This is a genomic window from Syntrophales bacterium (assembly GCA_035363115.1).
Classification (GTDB): domain Bacteria; phylum Desulfobacterota; class Syntrophia; order Syntrophales; family PHBD01; genus PHBD01.
This window is the reverse complement of sequence record DAOSEM010000001.1, coordinates 242284-258676: the sequence shown is the minus strand read 5'-3', so window position 1 is coordinate 258676 and position 16393 is coordinate 242284. Positions and strand designations below refer to the sequence as shown.

At 64.6% G+C, this 16393-nt stretch carries 16 protein-coding genes; 9 read left to right on the top strand and 7 right to left on the bottom strand.

What is annotated here, in order from left to right; translation table 11 throughout:
- Positions 1 to 282: 282 nt before the first annotated feature.
- Positions 283 to 921, bottom strand: a complete 639-nt coding sequence (locus tag PLO63_01120; GenBank protein HOI72720.1) for an L-threonylcarbamoyladenylate synthase — start codon at positions 919 to 921, stop codon at positions 283 to 285.
- A gap of 72 nt (positions 922 to 993) precedes the next feature.
- A complete protein-coding gene (gene purE / locus PLO63_01115; protein ID HOI72719.1) occupies positions 994 to 1509 on the bottom strand; it encodes a 5-(carboxyamino)imidazole ribonucleotide mutase in 516 nt (171 codons plus the stop codon).
- A gap of 156 nt (positions 1510 to 1665) precedes the next feature.
- Between purE and PLO63_01110 the strand changes: the two genes are divergently transcribed.
- The 3 genes from PLO63_01110 to PLO63_01100 all read left to right on the top strand — a co-directional run bounded on the left by PLO63_01110 (position 1666) and on the right by PLO63_01100 (position 5791).
- Entirely contained in the window at positions 1666 to 2277 is a 612-nt protein-coding gene (locus tag PLO63_01110; protein ID HOI72718.1) for an MBL fold metallo-hydrolase, read from the top strand.
- A 44-nt stretch (positions 2278 to 2321) separates the two neighbouring features.
- Complete coding sequence (locus PLO63_01105; protein ID HOI72717.1) at positions 2322 to 3914, top strand: FAD-binding oxidoreductase; 1593 nt, start codon at positions 2322 to 2324, stop codon at positions 3912 to 3914.
- A gap of 86 nt (positions 3915 to 4000) precedes the next feature.
- Entirely contained in the window at positions 4001 to 5791 is a 1791-nt protein-coding gene (locus PLO63_01100) for a glycerol-3-phosphate dehydrogenase/oxidase (GenBank protein HOI72716.1), read from the top strand.
- Between the two features lie 54 nt (positions 5792 to 5845).
- Here PLO63_01100 and PLO63_01095 read toward each other — a convergent pair whose 3' ends face one another.
- Positions 5846 to 6847 (bottom strand): inorganic phosphate transporter, encoded by a 1002-nt coding sequence (locus PLO63_01095; protein ID HOI72715.1) that lies wholly within the window; start codon positions 6845 to 6847, stop codon positions 5846 to 5848.
- Positions 6840 to 7460, bottom strand: a complete 621-nt coding sequence (locus PLO63_01090) for a DUF47 family protein (protein HOI72714.1) — start codon at positions 7458 to 7460, stop codon at positions 6840 to 6842. The genes PLO63_01095 and PLO63_01090 overlap by 8 nt, the downstream gene beginning before the upstream one ends.
- Before the next feature lie 282 nt (positions 7461 to 7742).
- Here PLO63_01090 and PLO63_01085 point away from each other — a divergent pair, with 282 nt between their 5' ends.
- The 4 genes from PLO63_01085 (at position 7743) to ptsP (ending at position 12581) form a co-directional block, all read left to right on the top strand.
- A complete protein-coding gene (locus PLO63_01085; GenBank protein ID HOI72713.1) occupies positions 7743 to 8018 on the top strand; it encodes a hypothetical protein in 276 nt (91 codons plus the stop codon).
- Between the two features lie 226 nt (positions 8019 to 8244).
- On the top strand, positions 8245 to 8688 hold the full coding sequence (locus PLO63_01080) for a hypothetical protein (protein ID HOI72712.1): 444 nt from the start codon (positions 8245 to 8247) through the stop codon (positions 8686 to 8688).
- 20 nt (positions 8689 to 8708) lie between these two features.
- On the top strand, positions 8709 to 10247 hold the full coding sequence (locus PLO63_01075; GenBank protein ID HOI72711.1) for a long-chain fatty acid--CoA ligase: 1539 nt from the start codon (positions 8709 to 8711) through the stop codon (positions 10245 to 10247).
- A gap of 3 nt (positions 10248 to 10250) precedes the next feature.
- Entirely contained in the window at positions 10251 to 12581 is a 2331-nt protein-coding gene (gene ptsP / locus PLO63_01070; protein ID HOI72710.1) for a phosphoenolpyruvate--protein phosphotransferase, read from the top strand.
- Between the two features lie 10 nt (positions 12582 to 12591).
- Here the strand turns inward: ptsP and PLO63_01065 are convergent, their stop codons facing one another.
- The 3 genes from PLO63_01065 to xth form a co-directional block, all read right to left on the bottom strand.
- Complete coding sequence (locus tag PLO63_01065; GenBank protein ID HOI72709.1) at positions 12592 to 13152, bottom strand: GAF domain-containing protein; 561 nt, start codon at positions 13150 to 13152, stop codon at positions 12592 to 12594.
- Between the two features lie 12 nt (positions 13153 to 13164).
- Entirely contained in the window at positions 13165 to 13302 is a 138-nt protein-coding gene (locus PLO63_01060) for a hypothetical protein (protein ID HOI72708.1), read from the bottom strand.
- Between the two features lie 143 nt (positions 13303 to 13445).
- Entirely contained in the window at positions 13446 to 14231 is a 786-nt protein-coding gene (gene xth, locus PLO63_01055; protein HOI72707.1) for an exodeoxyribonuclease III, read from the bottom strand.
- 102 nt (positions 14232 to 14333) lie between these two features.
- Here xth and PLO63_01050 point away from each other — a divergent pair, with 102 nt between their 5' ends.
- Both PLO63_01050 and PLO63_01045 read left to right on the top strand, forming a co-directional pair.
- The gene (locus PLO63_01050) at positions 14334 to 14762 is read left to right on the top strand and encodes a S24 family peptidase (GenBank protein ID HOI72706.1); all 429 of its coding nucleotides are present in this window, start codon (positions 14334 to 14336) and stop codon (positions 14760 to 14762) included.
- A 157-nt stretch (positions 14763 to 14919) separates the two neighbouring features.
- Positions 14920 to 16275 carry a DNA polymerase IV gene (locus tag PLO63_01045; GenBank protein ID HOI72705.1) on the top strand — a complete coding sequence of 452 codons (1356 nt, stop codon included), beginning with the start codon at positions 14920 to 14922 and terminating at the stop codon, positions 16273 to 16275.
- Positions 16276 to 16393: the final 118 nt, after the last annotated feature.

Sequence of the window (16393 nt, the reverse complement as noted above, 5' to 3'; positions counted from 1 at the left end):
GGAGAGGGGGCTTCCCGGAGCGCGAATAGCGGCTTTTTCGGGGCACCCTGCCGTCGCAGCGCAGCGCCCGCAAAGTCATCTGTCTGAGCGCCCCCAGGCGCGAGTTATGACTTTGCAGCGGAGCGAGACGATGCAGGGTCGAAAAAACGCTTCTGAGCGCGAGGGAAGCCTTCGCTCCCACATACCAGCCCCCATCCGCGCCTGATTTTCTGCAAAAAGGGGAAAAAATAAAGGAGGGGGGCGGATTGGATATCCGCCCCCTTTTCATGTCCCGGTCCGGGATCACATCTTTCCCAGAATCCCCCGGATGTCCTCCTCGGCGATCGCGCCCCGGCGGAGGATGACCGGGATCTCGCCGGAGACATCCACGAAGGTCGATCCCAGCCCTCCCGCGGTGTCTCCCCCGTCCGCCACGGCGTCGATGACGCCGCCGAGCTGATCGAGCACCTCGCCGGCGTTGTTGCATTCCCTCTCCCCGGACCGGTTCGCGCTGGTGGCCGTGAGCGGACCGCCGAGGGCCGCCGCGAGAGCCCGGGCGGCCGGCAGGCCGGACAGGCGGATCCCGATCTTTCCGGTTCCCGCCATTAGGCGCGGCAGGATCGTCCCGGAGGCCCGGAAAACGAGGGTGAGCGGCCCCGGCCAGAAGGCGTCCATCAGAAGGCGGCCCGCGGCGGGGATCTCCGCCACGAGCGGATCCAGGTCTTCGATGCGGCCGATCACCAGGCCGACGGGGCTCCTGAAGTCCCTCCCCTTGGCGGCGAACACCCGGTCCACCGCGGCGGGGTTCATGGCGTCCGCCCCGAGGCCGTAGAACGTCTCGGTGGGGTAGGCGACCAGGCCCCCATCCCGGAGGATGCCGGCAATCCGCTCGATGGTCCGCGGATCGGGCTGTTCGGGATGAATCTCGATCCGCTCGGCCACAACTGCTCCTTCCGGGACCGGGCCGCTGCTGCGTCGCCCTTCCCGGGGCGAACGCGGGCTCCGTCCTCTCTTCTAAGGATTGATCTTCTTCAGCAGGCCTTCGTGCCGGGTTTCCACGTCCTTCGCCATCTTCTCCACAAAGGCGTCGAGGCGCTTCCGCAGGCGCGCGTCCGTGAGGGCCAGGATCCGGACGGCCAGGAGGGCGGCGTTCTTCGCCCCCGCCTTGCCGACGGCCATGGTGGCCACAGGGATCCCCCCGGGCATCTGGACGGTGGCGAGAAGGGCGTCGAGACCTTTCAGGGAGGTGGCATCGATGGGAACCCCGATGACGGGCAGGGGGGTCTGGGAGGCCATCACCCCCGCCAGGTGGGCCGCCGCGCCGGCTCCGGCAATGATGACGCGGATTCCCCGCCCGGCCGCCCCGGCTGCAAATTCGGAAGTCCGCTGCGGCGCCCGGTGGGCCGACGTCAGGAATACCTCGTGGGGAACCTGAAAGTCCTGAAGAACCGTTATCGCCTCCTCCATCAAGGGAAGGTCGGAATCGCTTCCCATGACGACGCTCACCAGCGGGGCCTTTGTCCCTTTCATGTCCCTCCGGTCTCCTTTCGGGCAGAATGCGGATCCATTACCACAGATTCACCGGGTCCGCGAGACCTCTTGACGCCGCCGATGTTTGACGCTAAAAGGGCTTATCGTAATAATCCGGAATAAAAACGCTTTTAAGGACATGGGCAGGGGGGAGCCGTGATCACCGACAAGATCTTCTGGCTGGGCCATTCAAGCGTCCTGATCCGGAGCGACAAGACCGTATACATCGATCCCTGGAAGGTCCGTACGAAAGACAAGGCGGATCTGGTCCTGATCAGCCACAGCCACTACGACCACCTGTCGCCGGCGGACGTGGAGCGGATCAGGAAAGATGACACGGTCGTCGTCACCGCCGCCGACGCCGCACCCCGGCTGCCCGGCGACGTCCGGACCCTGAAGCCGGGAGAAAGCCTCGCCGTCCATGGCATTCCCGTGGAGGCGATCCCGGCGTACAACACAAACAAGGCCTTCCATCCCCGGAAGAGCGGCTGGATCGGATTCGTGATCACCCTGGAAGGCAAGCGGATCTATTACGCCGGCGACACCGACCGCACCCCGGAGATGGAAGCAGTCCGGGCGGATGTCGTGATCGTTCCGGTCGGGGGAACCTACACGATGACCGCCGTCGAGGCGGCCGGGGCCGTCAACGTCATCAGGCCGGAGGCGGCCATTCCCATCCACTGGGGCGACATTGTCGGCGCCGCCGCGGATGCCAGGACCTTCCAGGAACTCTGCAACGTACCGGTGTTCATAAAAAAAGCCCTGTAGCGGGCACCTGAACAGGCGCCACCGCAACGACAGGAGGGATCGCGATGAGACGATGGAACGGCTGGGGAGACGATACGGAGGTCCATGCCCTGCCCGAATCGGCGCTGAAGTTCCTGCGCAGGGAAATCGGCCCGGGAACCGCTCCGCGGGATGCATCCCTGGAAGAGGTCCTCCTTCGGGTTCCTCCCTCGCGGTTGCCGGCGCACCCGCTCGTCTCGACGGACCCGGAGGATCGGCTGCGCCATGCCCGCGGCCAGAGCCTCCCTGACTGGATCGCCCTTCGCAGCGGCCGGATCGACACGTATCCCGACGGCATCGCCCGGCCGTTCACCGGGGAGGATGTCCGGAACCTCCTCGACTATGCCAAGCGCAACTGGGTGCGGGTGATCCCGTACGGCGGAGGCACCAGCGTCACGGGCCACATCAATCCGCTGCCCGGCGCGGAGCCCATCCTGACGATGGACCTGTCACGGATGAACCGCCTGCTCCTGTTCGACGAGCGGAGCCACCAGGCCGTCTTCGAGGCGGGGGTGGCGGGGCCGGACCTGGAGGCACAGCTCCGGTCGAGGGGATACACCCTCGGCCATTATCCGCAGTCCTTTGAATACTCCACCCTCGGCGGCTGGATCGCCACCCGCTCCAGCGGCCAGCAGTCCCTCGGCTTCGGAAGAATCGAGCGGCTCTTCGCGGGCGGCCGGCTGGAAACGCCTTCCGGCACCCTGGAGCTGCCCCCGTTCCCGGCATCCGCCGCCGGACCGGATCTCCGCGAGGCAGTCCTGGGATCGGAAGGCCGCTTCGGGATCCTCACCGAGGCGGTGGTCCGGGTGACCGCCATTCCGCAGACGGAGGAATTCCAAGCCCTGTTCTTCCCCGACTTCGAGCGGGGCGCCGAGGCGGCACGGCGGATTCTGTGGTCGGGGATCCCCCTTTCCATGCTTCGCCTCAGCACCGCCCGGGAGACGGAGACCACCCTCGCCCTGGCGGGCCACGAATTCCTGATCGGCGCGCTGGAGCGCTACCTCTCCGCCCGGGGGGCGTCACGACACAAGTGCATGCTCCTTCTCGCAGCCTCCGGAAGCGAGCGGATCGCGAGGACAGCCCGCCGGGAGGCCATGACGGTCGCCGCCGAATGCGGAGGCATCCCGGCGGGAAAGACCTTCGGCAGGGAGTGGCACCGGAACCGGTTCCGGACGCCCTACCTGCGCAATGCCCTCTGGGAAGCGGGATACGCCGTGGACACGCTGGAAACGGCCGTCCCGTGGTCATCCGTCCCCAGGATGATCCGGGAGATCGAGCGGGTTCTGGGAGAGGCCATCGCCGATCGAGGGGAAAAGGTCCTCTTTTTCACCCACCTGTCCCACCTGTATCCCTGGGGCTCCAGCCTCTACACGAGCTACCTGTTCCGGCTGGCGGAGGACCCGGAGGAAACCCTGCACCGCTGGCGGCTCCTCAAGGACGGGGCCAGCAGGGCCATTGTCGCCCAGGGGGGGACCATCAGCCACCAGCACGGGGTAGGAGTGGACCATGCCCCGTACCTGCCGGCGGAGAAGGGCGCCCTGGGGATGGCCGTCCTGGGCGACCTCTGCCGACGGTTCGATCCCTCGGGGATCATGAATCCGGGGAAGCTGATCGGATAGGACGCGTTCCGGACCGATCCGAAGGACCGCGGCCGCATCGGGACGGAGTGGAACAACACCGGACCGGAAGACAGGGAGGAACGGATATGGATGGATTTGCCGGAAGAGACAGGATCTGGTCGAAGCTGGGCCGTCCCTGGGACATCCTGATCGTCGGCGGCGGCATCACCGGTGCCGGGCTCCTCCGCGAGGCCGTCCGGCTGGGCCTGCAGGCCCTCCTGGTGGAGCAGAAAGATTTTGCCTGGGGGACGTCGAGCCGCTCGTCCAAGCTTGTCCATGGCGGACTCCGATACCTGAAGGAAGGCGACCTGCTCCTGACACGCACCGCCGTCCAGGAGCGGCAGGAGCTCATGGCGGAAGGGCCGGGGCTTGTCGATCCCCTCGGGTTCCTCCTGTCCGTCTACAAAGGCAATTCCCCCGGGCGGCTCCTGTACGGCATCGGACTGTCCGTCTACGACCTCCTGGCCCTGCGCTGGGACCACACCTATCACCCGCCCGAGGAATTCCAGATGCTGGCTCCGCATATCAGCCGGGAAGGACTCCGTGGAGGCTTCTGTTACGGGGACGCCCAGACGGACGACGCCCGCCTGGTCCTGCGGGTTCTCCTCGAGGCCGAGGAGGCCGGGGGCAAGGTCCTCAATTATACATCGGCCGAAGATCTCCTCTTCGAGGAGGACCCGTCATCGGGCCGGCGGACCGTCGCCGGTGCGGTTCTCCAGGACCTGGCGGGAAACCGCCGGGCAGAGGTGCGGGCCCGGGTCGTCGTGAACGCCACGGGAGCCTGGGCGGACTTCCTCCGGTCCAGGGTCCACGCCCCGCCCCGGATGCGTCCGCTCCGGGGCAGCCACCTGATCTTTCCCTCCTGGAGGATCCCCGTGGCCCAGGCCCTCTGCTTCATCCATCCGGCCGACGGCCGGCCGGTCTTCATTTTCCCATGGGAAGGGATCACCCTCGTGGGAACGACCGACGTGGACCACCTCGAAAACCTTCAGGAAGAGCCCGCCATCTCGCCGGATGAAACGTCGTACCTGATGGCCGCCGTGGAGGCCCAGTTTCCCGGGCTGGACCTGAAGCTGGAGGACGTCATCTCCTCCTTCGCCGGCGTCCGCCCTGTCATCGGCACGGGAAAGGCGGATCCGTCGCAGGAATCCCGGGATCACGTCGTCTGGGAGGAGGAGGGGCTCCTGACGGTGACCGGGGGAAAGCTCACCACGTTCCGGGTGATCGCCCATGACGTCCTCCGGGCAATCCGCTCCCGGCTGCCGGAGGACGCGGCGCGCCGCCTGGGCACGATCGAGGATTCGCCGGCCCTGAATCCCGTCTCCATGGACATCCTGGAGGACTCGGGACTCGAAGCGGAGGTGCAGCGGCGGATCGTCGGCCGGTACGGGGCCGTGGCGCCCCTCCTGATCGCGGCCGCGAAGGAGGGGGAACGGGAAATCATTCCCGGGACGAACACCCTGTGGGCCGAGTTGCGGTGGGCCTGCCGGATGGAAGGCGTGGTGCACCTGGACGACCTCCTGCTCCGCCGCGTCCGCATCGGGCTTCTCCTGCCCTGTGGCGGGGCGGAAATCCTGGAGCGGACCGGCCGGATCTGCCGGGAGGAACTGGGGTGGGACGACGCCCGCTGGGAGAAGGAAGAAAGGGACTACCTGGAGACCTGGAGGCGCTGTTACAGCCTGCCGCCACGGGAGGAGATCCCCGACTGGAAAGAGTTCCTGGAAAAGGCCGTTCGGGAACGCGCCGAACGGAGGCGGATCCGGCGCCGCCGAAGGATCCGCAAGGCCATCATCGCCGGGATCATTGTCGGGACCGTGGCGGGCATGGCGGCCTGCTACTTCCACGGGAAACGGGAGCGCGACGAAGAAGCGGACTGACCCCGCGCCGCCTCACGGGGCTCGGGAAAGCAGCAGGGCGAAAACCCGGGCTTCTCAGAAGATCTGGTCCAGAAGCAGGAAACAGGCCGCCGAGATCAGGGCGGAGACCGGAATCGTCAGGATCCAGGCCCAGAGGATGTTTCCGGCGACGCCCCACCGCACCGCCGAGAGACGCCTCGTGGCGCCGACGCCCATGATGGCCCCCGTGATCGTATGGGTGGTGCTGACGGGGATGCCGAAGATGGTGGCGCCGATCAGGGAGGACGCGGCGGCCGTCTCCGCCGAGAATCCGCCGATGGGCCGCAGCTTGGTGATCCGCGTGCCCATGGTCTTCACGATTCTCCACCCCCCCGCCATGGTTCCCAGGGCGATCGTAAAGTTGCACAGCAGGACGATCCAGAAGGGAATGTAGAAGGTCGTCCCCAGGTAACCGCCGCTGAAGAGAACGATGGCGATGATGCCCATGGTCTTCTGGGCGTCGTTCATTCCGTGCCCGAGGCTGTGGACCGCCGCCGAGACAAGCTGAAGCTTCCGGAAGACCGTGTCCGTCTGCGAGGCGGAAAATTTTCTGGTCAGATTGAGGACCAGGGCCATGTAGACGAACCCCAGCACCAGTCCGATCGTGGGCGACAGAACGATGAAGCTGGCCGTCTTGATGATTCCCTCCCAGACGAGGAACGCCACCCCTCCCTTCACCACGCCGGCGCCGATGAGCCCCCCGATCAGGGCATGGGAAGAACTGCTGGGGAGACCGAACCACCAGGTGATGAGGTTCCAGACGATCGCCCCTCCCAGGGCCGAGAGAATCAGGGTATTGTCGATGATGACGGGGTTGACGATGCCGGTCCCGATGGTCTTCGCGACGGGGGCTCCGACCATGAAGGCCGCCAGGAAATTGAACAGGGCGGCCCAGTACACGGCGTAACGGGGGGAAAGGACCCTTGTGGAAACAACGCAGGAGATGGAATTCGCGGCGTCGTGAAAGCCGTTGATGAAGTCGAAGACGAGGGCGATGAGGATGATGAAGACCACCATCGCCAATGAAGCGCTAACCATGTTTCAGGACGATGCCTTCCACAATGTTGGAAACGTCCTCGCAGGTATCGATGGACTCTTCGACACGCTCGAGAATCTCTTTCCACTTGATCAGCTCGAACACATCCCCCTCCTGCTCGAACAGGCGGGCCATGGCCTGCCGAAGGATGTAGTCTCCCTCGTTCTCCAGGGTGTTGATTTCCACGCAGGCCTTCATGATCATCTCGGCGTTCTTCTTGTTGCGAAGGGCGTGGACGATCATTTTGACCAGGGCGATGGAGTTGTTGACGATGATGCCGAGCTCCCGAATCTCCCGCGAGGTGGTCTTGACCTTGTAGAGGTACATCCTCGCCGCGGCGGCCTCGATCAGGTCGAGGATGCTGTCCATCTTGTTGGCCAGGGCGTAGATATCTTCCCGGTCCAGCGGGGTCAGGAAGGTCTTGTGCATCTTTTCGTAGATCAGGTGGGTGATCTTGTCCGCCTCGTGCTCGATCTCCTTCATGCGGGCGATCTTCCCCTCGGAGTGATCGTAGTTTTCCACGATCTCCATGAAGAGGCGTCCGCCTTCTTCGATCTTGTCGGCAAGATCCTCGAAGTGATCGAAAAACTTCTCCTCTTTCGGAATGAAAATCATGGCTTACAACTCCTTCCCGGCCATCATGGCCTGCGGGGCGTTTGCTGATTACCACAACCGGGGGGTCTTGTAAACAGGTTGCGTCAAATTGAACGTTTCGTTAAACGGGAACACCCTCGATCCATGATCGGGCACAGCCCAAGGGACGGATCGAATGAACACCTATATAAACAATAACAACAGGATGGGAGATACCACCCGGCTCATGTGCAAACCTGGCACGAACCTTCCATGCCTTATGTATATAAAAAGACAGGAAGAGCATCCAAGGAGGTTTATGAAATGAGAAAGAGCATGCACGTCGCCATCCTGGTCGGGGTCATGATCTGTCTGACCGCCTCGTTCGGATTCGCCGAATACGCCGCCGCCGGGAAGGACAACTTCCCGTATTTCCAGTTCGGGTGCCTAGTGCTGGGCGGAATGTTCATCGTTTCCCTCAAGCAGCGTTTCCCCAGAATCTACCTGACGGAAGCGGTCGGTTCGTTTGCCCTCTACACCGTGCTGGTGGCTCTCTTCACGAATCCCGTCGTCGACGCCATCCGGCTCATGGTCGGGTAAGCACGATTCTCCCCGGATTCCCGTCGGATCCCGGCGGGAATCCTTCCCCGCGCATTCCCCTGTTCCGGGAAGAGCGGCCTCTGCAGTCCCCTTTCTTCATCCTCCCGCCATCCGTTATTGATTCAAAAATCAATCTTGTGCAGAACCTGTCAATCTGCTACATTCTTGCTCCGATATGCCACGTAAATCATTATTATTTCTTCGGTATCCTGAAAGGAGGAACCCCTTGGCAAAACGACTCCTGCTGGCGATTGCGATCTCTCTCCTGTTGTGCACCGGCGCCCCGGCTACGGACTACATCATCGACGCCGAAAAGAACTGCGTCCACATGAAGAGCAAAGAGTCCATCGAGAGCAGGGCTCTCAAGGTCCTCCTCGCGCCCGGCGCTCCCTACACCGTGGCCCTCTCCGGGGCCGCCTTCTTCTCGCCCGACACGGACCGGGACGCCGATCCCATCCCGGGTGTCATTCTTTTCTACAGCACCAACGAGCAGGACGGCTTCGCAACCTACTATCGCGTTCTCTCGCCGGGGAACAGTGTGTCCTTCACCACCCCGAGCCTCGCTTCAGGGGTCCGGCCCGAGGACGTCTTTCTAAGCGCTTTCATCATCGACTACTGGGAAAACGCCGTCCACCGGGGCGGATTTATCCTCCGCGTAGAGAGAAAATAAACCGCTGAAAGGGAGAAGAGATGGATTTCACGTTCAAGAACCTGCGTGACATGATCGAGACACAGGCTGCTCGATTCGGCGACAAGGCTGTGATCCGGTTCCTCGACGAGGATGTGACCTACCGCCAGTTGGACGAGCGGAGCAGCCTCATTGCGAACGGCCTCCGGAAATTGGGGATCCGGAAGGGAGACCGGGTGTGCCTCCTCATGGACAACGGCCCTGAATTCTACTACGTCTATTTCGGGATCATCAAGCTCGGCGCCATTGCCGGCCCCGTCAACTGCTGGTGGCAGACCGGCGAGATCCAATACCTGCTCAACGATTCCGGTGCCGCGGCCCTGTTCGTCGACGCCCCCTACCGGGTCCACTCGGATCGGGTCCGTGAAGAGACCCCTGCCCTGAAGCACATGATCGCCCGGGGGTTCGAGGCGGAGGGATACCTGTCCTTCGACGATCTCCTGACGGGCGACAGCCGCCTGGAAGAAATCCCCATCGGCTGGGACGACATCTCCACCATCGTCTACACGTCCGGCACCACGGGCAACCCCAAGGGAGTTCTCCTTTCCCACGGCAACATCCTGACCAACTCCTGGCAGGCCTCGAAGCTCGCCGACATCAGCGAGCGGGAAGTGGTCATGTGCTTCCTGCCCCTGTTCCACGTCAACGGCCTCGTCATCACCGGCACGGCCCCCATGGCCGTGGGCGCCCAGATCGTCCTCCGAAAGAATTTCTCCGCCTCCGACTTCTGGGACACCGTCGCCCAATACCGGGTCAACATCTTCAGCGGCGTCCCCACGGTCTACCAGATCCTCCTGAACACCCCCGGAAGCGAAAAGGTCGATGTCAGCTCGCTGCGCTACGGCGTCTGCGGCGCCGCCCCGATGCCCGTGGAGGCGATCCGCCGGTTCGAGGAAATGTTCAACATGATCATCGTCGAGGGCTACGGCCTCACGGAGGGAACCGCCGGGGCCACGGCCAACCCCATCAACGGCGTCCGGAAGATCGGCTCCATCGGGATCCCCTTCGAGGAGAGCGAGATCCGGCTGGTCGACGACGACGACCGGGAGGTCCCCCAGGGCGAGGTCGGGGAGATCACCATCCGCGGCGGTCACGTCATGAAGGGGTATTTCAACAAGCCCGAAGAGACCGCCCAGACCCTCCGCGGCGGCTGGCTCCACACAGGGGACATGGCCTACCGGGACGAGGACGGCTATCTCTTCATCGTGGACCGGAAGAAGGAAATGATCATCCGGGGCGGTGAAAACATCTACCCCAAGGAGCTGGAGGGCATCCTCTTCACCCACCCGAAGATTCTCGAGGCCTCCGTCGTCGGGGTCCCCGACCCGATCTACGGGGAGGAGGTCATGGCCTGCGTCGTGGTCCGCCCCGGCGAGACCCTCGGCGAAGAGGAGCTGCGGGACTGGTGCCGGCAGAACATGGCCTCCTACAAGGTGCCGCGGTACATCGACTTCCGGGACTCCCTGCCGAAGAACATCATCGGCAAAGTCCTCAAGAAGGAGCTTCGCGGTGTCCTCCAGAAGGAAGGAAAGATCCGGTAACCCATGGACGGTCCCGAGGGCGAACGAATCGGTTTTTCCATCATCGAGGACGTGGGGAGGATCATCTCCACGTCCGCCAACGCGGACCAGACCCTCCAGGAGGTGGTGCGCCTGGTGGCCCGGAAAATGGGGGTGGACGTCTGCTCCATCTACCTCCTGGAGCGGGACCGCCACTGCCTCACCCTCGTGGCCACGGTGGGCCTGAACCCCGATGCGGTGGGGCGGGTCTGCATGAACATCGACGAGGGGCTGGCAGGCCTTGTCCTCGAGGAGTCGGCCCCCCTGCTGGTGCAGAACCCCACCTGCCATCCCCGGTACAAGCACTTCCGGGACAGCGGGGAGGAGCGATACTGCTCTTTCCTGGGACTGCCGCTGATCTACCACGGTGAGATGCTGGGAGTCCTGGTGGTGCAGACGGAGCGGGCGGACACCCTCAAGGAGACGGACATCCCCCTTTTCTCCACCATCGCCTCCCAGATCGCCGGGGCCGCGGCCTATGCCGTCCTGCTCCGGAATCTCAAGCGGACGGAAGAGGAGACGGCGGGCCTCAAGGAGCGGCTGGAGCAGGCGGAAAAGACCCGGTCGGAAAGAAAAGAGCGGAAAAAAGGCCCCCTCCGGGGCATCCCCGTCTCACCCGGATTTGCAGAAGGATACGCCTTCTTCTACCGGGAGACCCTCGGCTTCTCGGACGTCTATTTCCGGGAGATCGACAACGTCCCGCTGGAGATCACGCGGTTCGAGGCGGCCCTCAAGGAGGCGGAGAACCAGATCTTCCACATCTTCTACGATTTCCAGGAGGAGCTGTCGCCCGGCGACGCGGCCATCTTCCAGGCCTACCTGATGTACCTCCGGGACGGAGGGCTCAAGAAGAGGGTCATCGACACCATCCGGAAGGGTTATGCAGCCGAATACGCCCTGAAGGAGACGATCCTGGACTACACGAAGGTGTTTTCCCGGATCGAGGATCCCTATCTCCGGGAGCGGGGACACGACATCGAGGTCGTGGGCAAGCGGATCCTGGACAACCTCCTGGGGTTCAACGAGGAGGTCCATTCGTTCAAGAAGAATACCATCCTCGTTGCCGCCAACATCTCGCCGGCCGAGCTGATCCGCTTCCGCCAGGAGAACCTCAAGGGCATTGTCCTGACGAAGGGCGGCGAGACCTCCCACGTCACGATCCTCGCCCGCTCCTTCGAGATCCCCATGGTAATCGGCGTCCCGGGCGTCCAGAACGAGGTCCGGGAGGACGGCCTCGTCATCGTCGACGGGACCTCCGGGTATGTCTTCCCGAATCCGAGCCGCCTTGTCGTCCGCGAGTACCAGCGGATGGAAAACGAAAAAATCCGGAGAAACGAGCGGCTCGACGGCCTCCGGACCCTCCCCGCGACAACCCTGGACGGCTTCCACGTCCGCATGGGGGCCAACATCGGACTCCTTTCGGACCTGGACCTGGTGGAGAAGTACGGCGCCGACCACATCGGCCTGTACCGGACGGAATTTCCCTTCCTGTCGCGGGCCCGCTTCCCCTCCGAGGACGAGCAGGCGCATCTGTACCGGCGGATCCTCAAGGGAGCCAGGGGAAGGCAGGTGACCATCCGGACTCTTGACGTGGGAGGCGACAAATTCCTGGGCTACATGGACTATCCGAGGGAGGACAATCCCTACCTGGGCTGGCGGTCCATCCGGGTCTCCCTGGAGCTGACGGACATCTTCCGGGAACAGATCCGGGCGATCCTTCGGGCCTCCACGTCGGGGCCGCTCCAGATCCTGTTTCCCATGATCACCTCCGTCACGGAGGTCCGGGAGATCCTCGCCATCCTGGAACAGGAGAAGGAGATTCTCGCCCGGCAGGGCATCCCCTTCGATGCGGACATCCCGGCGGGGGTCCTGGTGGAAGTCCCCGCGGCCGTGGAGATTCTCGAAAACCTTCTCAAGTACGCCGCCTTCGTCAGCATCGGCACGAACGACCTGATCCAGTACGTGCTGGCGGTGGACCGGAACAACCAGAAGGTGGCCCCCCTATACAATCCCATGCACCCGGCGGTGATCGCCACGATCGCCCGGGTGGCCGCGGTCTGCCGCGAACGGGGCGTCCCCGCGGAGATCTGCGGCGAGTCCGCCGCGGATCCCAGGCTGGCCTACCTTTACATGGGAATGGGAATCGACCGGCTGAGCATGAACGCCGCGGCGGTCCCCGTCGTCAAGGATCTGCTGCGGAAGACGACGCGGTCCGGGGCGGAGGAGACCCTCCGGGAGGTGCTCCGGGAAGAGGAGGCAACGGGCATCGCCCGCCTCCTGGAGGAGCGGATCGGCCCGCCGGCGGTGCAGGGATAGCGAGGAACTGTCAGGACTCCGGGGCGGCTTCCGTTCCGTCAGGCTGTTTTTCTTCCAGGCAGCGGGACACGACGGCCATCAACTGCTCCAGGAGCCCCGTGTCCATTCCGGGCTGATATCTGGCGGGAGAGGGATCGGCGGAGTTGAGGCTGCCGACGGCCCGGCCCTTCAGGATCAGCGGGGCAATCACGATAGACTTGAAGAAAAATTTCCGCCGCCGGGGGAGAAGCCGGTAGAAGGGCTTGAGCCCATCATTGGCCAGCACGGGCGCCGTCCCGTTCCCCAGGAGTTCCTGGAGCGTTTCCAGGCGGACGACGTTCAGCACATCCTTGAGCGACGGGACGCCACGGAGTTTTTCCAGGAGGTCCCGCGCCTCCGGGGCGTCCGTCAGGGAAAGCCACACGTAGGGAATCTCGAAGGCATCCCGGACCGCCGTGATGAGGGTCTCGAAGAGCTTCCCCTCGTCCCCGCAGGCCGGGAGGGTCTCCCCTATGAGGGCGTACTTCCTGGCGATCTCCTTGTTTTTCCGGAGCGTTTCCATCTGTTCCCGCCGGTCGGTCTGGTCTTTCAAGCTCCCTCCTTATTATCTCCCCAAGGGACGGATGATTTCCTGCATGGCCGGGTCCTTCTGGACCTCCGACGGCCTGGTGGCGAACCAGATCACCAGCGCAAAAGAAAGCGCCAGGACAACGCCGATCAGGATACGGACGATCCGGCTCACCGCTTCCTCTTCCCCCGCAGGCCGTTCAAGACCGGCCGGTTGCAAGGCGCCCGCAGTCCTGAGCCGTGAGTCGTACTTTTCGGTACGTCGAATGGCGAAGGACAAGGGGAACGCCGCAGACGGCCCGTTTTCAACAGCCCGCTTCAGATTTCAAATTCCGCCATGACCACCGTATGATCCGACGGCTTCTCGGCCATCCTCGGCCCCAGGTCGATGTCGCAGCGGATCGACTTCGCCGCCAGGGGCGCCGTGGCCAGGATGTGGTCGATCCGCCAGCCCAGCCCCCGCTCCGCCGCCTTGGGCATCCGGTAATCGAAGAAGCTGAACTGCTTCGGCTCGCCGGGGTGATGCTTCCGGAAAACATCGAGGAGCCCCCAGGAGGTGACGCCCCGGAAGGCCTCCCACACCTCCGGGCAGAAGCAGACGTGCCCCAGGAGGCGCTTCGGGTCGTGGACGTCGATGGGCTCCGGCGCGACGTTCAGGTCGCCGACCCATGCAAGGGGCGTCTCCGGCGACAGGCTACGCTCCAGGCCATCCCGGAAACGCCGGAACCATTCAAGCTTGTAGGCAAAATGCGGCGTCTCCCGCTCCCGCCCCTGGGGGACATAGGCGTTGATCACCGTGAGCTTACCAAAGTCGGCCCGGATCAGGCGGTCCTCGTCCCGGGGCCCCCCGTCGTCGAGGCCGAAGGACACGCTCCGCGGTTCCTGGAGGGACAAGACCGCCACGCCGTTGTACTGCTTCTCGCCCCGGAAGGCGGCCCGGTAGCCCAGGGCCGTGAAGTCGCCGGCGGGAAACCGGGCGTCGTCCACCTTGGTCTCCTGGAGGCACAGGACGTCGGGGCGGTTCGCCTCGATCCAGGGAAGCAGGATGTGGAGGCGGGAGCGGATGGAGTTGACGTTGTAGGTGGCGATCCGGAACAGGGTCATTTTCCTCTTGTTTCAGGAAGATCCGGGATAGGAAAAGTGGGGTTTCTATAGCACAGATTTTTTCCCGTTGACAATAGAACGAACGTTCTATAGAGGAAGGTCATGGACGAGAGACGAACCACCGAGACGACAGCCCCCGCCGGCCCCGGCCGGGTGCTGCCCCTGGCGGGAGAGGTCCGGGCCGGGTTTCCCTCCCCGGCGGAGGAGGAGCTTCGGGACATCCTCTCCTTCGACGAGTATCTCGTGCCCTTCCCCGACGCGTCCTTCCTCGTGCAGGCCAGGGACGACTCCATGACCGGCGAGGGGATCCGGAAGGGGGATCTTGTCATCATCGAGCGGGGGCGGGTTCCGAGGCACGGCGACGTCGTCCTGGCGGAGGCGGACGGGGCGTGGCTCCTCCGGTACTTCTGCCGGGAGAGGGGGTGCGTCGTCCTCCGGACGGCCGACCCGACGGATTCCCCCGTCGTCCCGCATTCGGAGCTGCGCCTCGGCGGCGTGGTGACGGCGGTGGTCCGCAAATATCACAAGTAAGGCAAAGGAAGACTCCCCCGCCCTTCCCGCCGGGCGCTCCACCCCCGCCACTCCGCGGCGGGAAGGGCTTTTCCGGGAGCGGAGGAGAAAGGCGCCGCATCCCCCTCTCCGCCCCGTCCGGAGAACCGGCGGCGTTTCCGATTTCGAGGTACGACCCGTGGCACCCCCCGGCGGCAGGACCGACGACATCCTTTTCAGCCTCTCCTCGTGGCCCCGGGCGATCCTCCACGTCGACGGGGACGCCTTCTTCACCTCCTGCGAGGAGGCCATCCACCCGGAGCTGCGCGGGAAGCCCCTCATCACCGGGGGCGAGCGGGGCATCGTGGCCTGCGCCAGCTACGCCGCCAAGCGGATCGGGATCAAGCGGGGCGTCTCCCTCCCGGAGGCGAAGCGGATCTGCCCGGGGCTGATCGTCCTCCCTTCGGACTACGAGACCTACAGCCTCTTCTCCCGCCGGATGTTCAACATCATCCGGCGCTACACCCCCGACGTGGAAGAGTACTCCATCGACGAGGCCTTCGCCGACCTCACGGGCATGCGCCGGGCCCTCCGGGCCTCCTACGAAACCATCGCGGACCGGATCCGCAGGGAGATCATCAAGGAGCTGGGGATCACCGTCTCCGCGGGGCTCAGCCTCACGAAGGTCCTCGCCAAGGCGGCCTCGAAGCACCGGAAGCCCGACGGGTTCACCGTCATCCCCGGCCGGGCCATCGCCTCCTATCTCCAGGACCTGCCGGTGGGGAAGCTCTGGGGCATCGGCCCCGCCACCACGAACTACCTGAACAAGATGGGGGTCCGGACGGCCCTGGAGTTCGCCCGCCTCCCCGAGGAGACGGTGAAGCGGCGCCTCACCAAGCCGGGCGTCGAGATCTGGCGGGAGATCCGGGGTGAGTCGGTCTATTCCGTCACGGCGGAGGAGAAGAGCACCTACTTCTCCATCAGCAAGACGAAGACCTTCGCCCCGCCCTCAGCGGACCCGGACTACCTCTTCGCCCAACTCCTCCGGAACCTCGAGTCGGCCTGCATCAAGGCCCGGCGCTACGACCTGGCGCCCCGGAGCCTCGTCCTCTTCCTCAAGCGGCAGAACTTCTCCCTCGCCGCCGCGGAGGTGCGCCTCACCCGCCCGTCCTCCTATCCCCTGGAGCTGTCGGAAGTCCTCCGGGACGCCTTCGGCGGCCTGCGGGAGCGCCACGTCCTCTACCGGGCCACGGGCGTCATCCTCCTGGACCTCATGCCGGACGCCCAGGTCCAGTACTCCCTTTTCGAGGACGCCCTCCGGGCGGAGCGGGTCGAGCGGCTCTACGAGGCGGCCGATGCGGTGGGGGCGAAATACGGCAAGCACGCCCTCCACCTGGGAGGCTCCCACCTCATCGAGGAGCGGGGCAAGGGAAAGCGGGGCACCCCCACCGTCCGGGAACAGACGGTCCTCTACGGCGAGACCCGCCGGAGGCACCTGCCCCTGCCGATCTTCCACGGGGAGATGGACGGACCTCCGGGAGCCGGAGAGGAATGAGACGGAGGCCGGGATATCCGTTTGACGATTTGCCCTTTTCCAAGTAAACATCATGGCGGTCGGCCTCCAGCAATCCCCCCGTTTTCATCACCGTGACCGCATGGAAAGATTTATGCCG

Excerpts from the sequence above, each read along its gene's own strand:
- purE (HOI72719.1), bottom strand. The coding sequence starts at position 1,509 with ATGAAAGGGACAAAGGCCCCGCTGGTGAGCGTCGTCATGGGAAGCGAT.
- PLO63_01105 (HOI72717.1), top strand. The coding sequence starts at position 2,322 with ATGAGACGATGGAACGGCTGGGGAGACGATACGGAGGTCCATGCCCTG.
- PLO63_01100 (HOI72716.1), top strand. The coding sequence starts at position 4,001 with ATGGATGGATTTGCCGGAAGAGACAGGATCTGGTCGAAGCTGGGCCGT.
- PLO63_01095 (HOI72715.1), bottom strand. The coding sequence starts at position 6,847 with ATGGTTAGCGCTTCATTGGCGATGGTGGTCTTCATCATCCTCATCGCC.
- PLO63_01090 (HOI72714.1), bottom strand. The coding sequence starts at position 7,460 with ATGATTTTCATTCCGAAAGAGGAGAAGTTTTTCGATCACTTCGAGGAT.
- PLO63_01085 (HOI72713.1), top strand. The coding sequence starts at position 7,743 with ATGAGAAAGAGCATGCACGTCGCCATCCTGGTCGGGGTCATGATCTGT.
- PLO63_01075 (HOI72711.1), top strand. The coding sequence starts at position 8,709 with ATGGATTTCACGTTCAAGAACCTGCGTGACATGATCGAGACACAGGCT.
- ptsP (HOI72710.1), top strand. The coding sequence starts at position 10,251 with ATGGACGGTCCCGAGGGCGAACGAATCGGTTTTTCCATCATCGAGGAC.
- xth (HOI72707.1), bottom strand. The coding sequence starts at position 14,231 with ATGACCCTGTTCCGGATCGCCACCTACAACGTCAACTCCATCCGCTCC.
- PLO63_01050 (HOI72706.1), top strand. The coding sequence starts at position 14,334 with ATGGACGAGAGACGAACCACCGAGACGACAGCCCCCGCCGGCCCCGGC.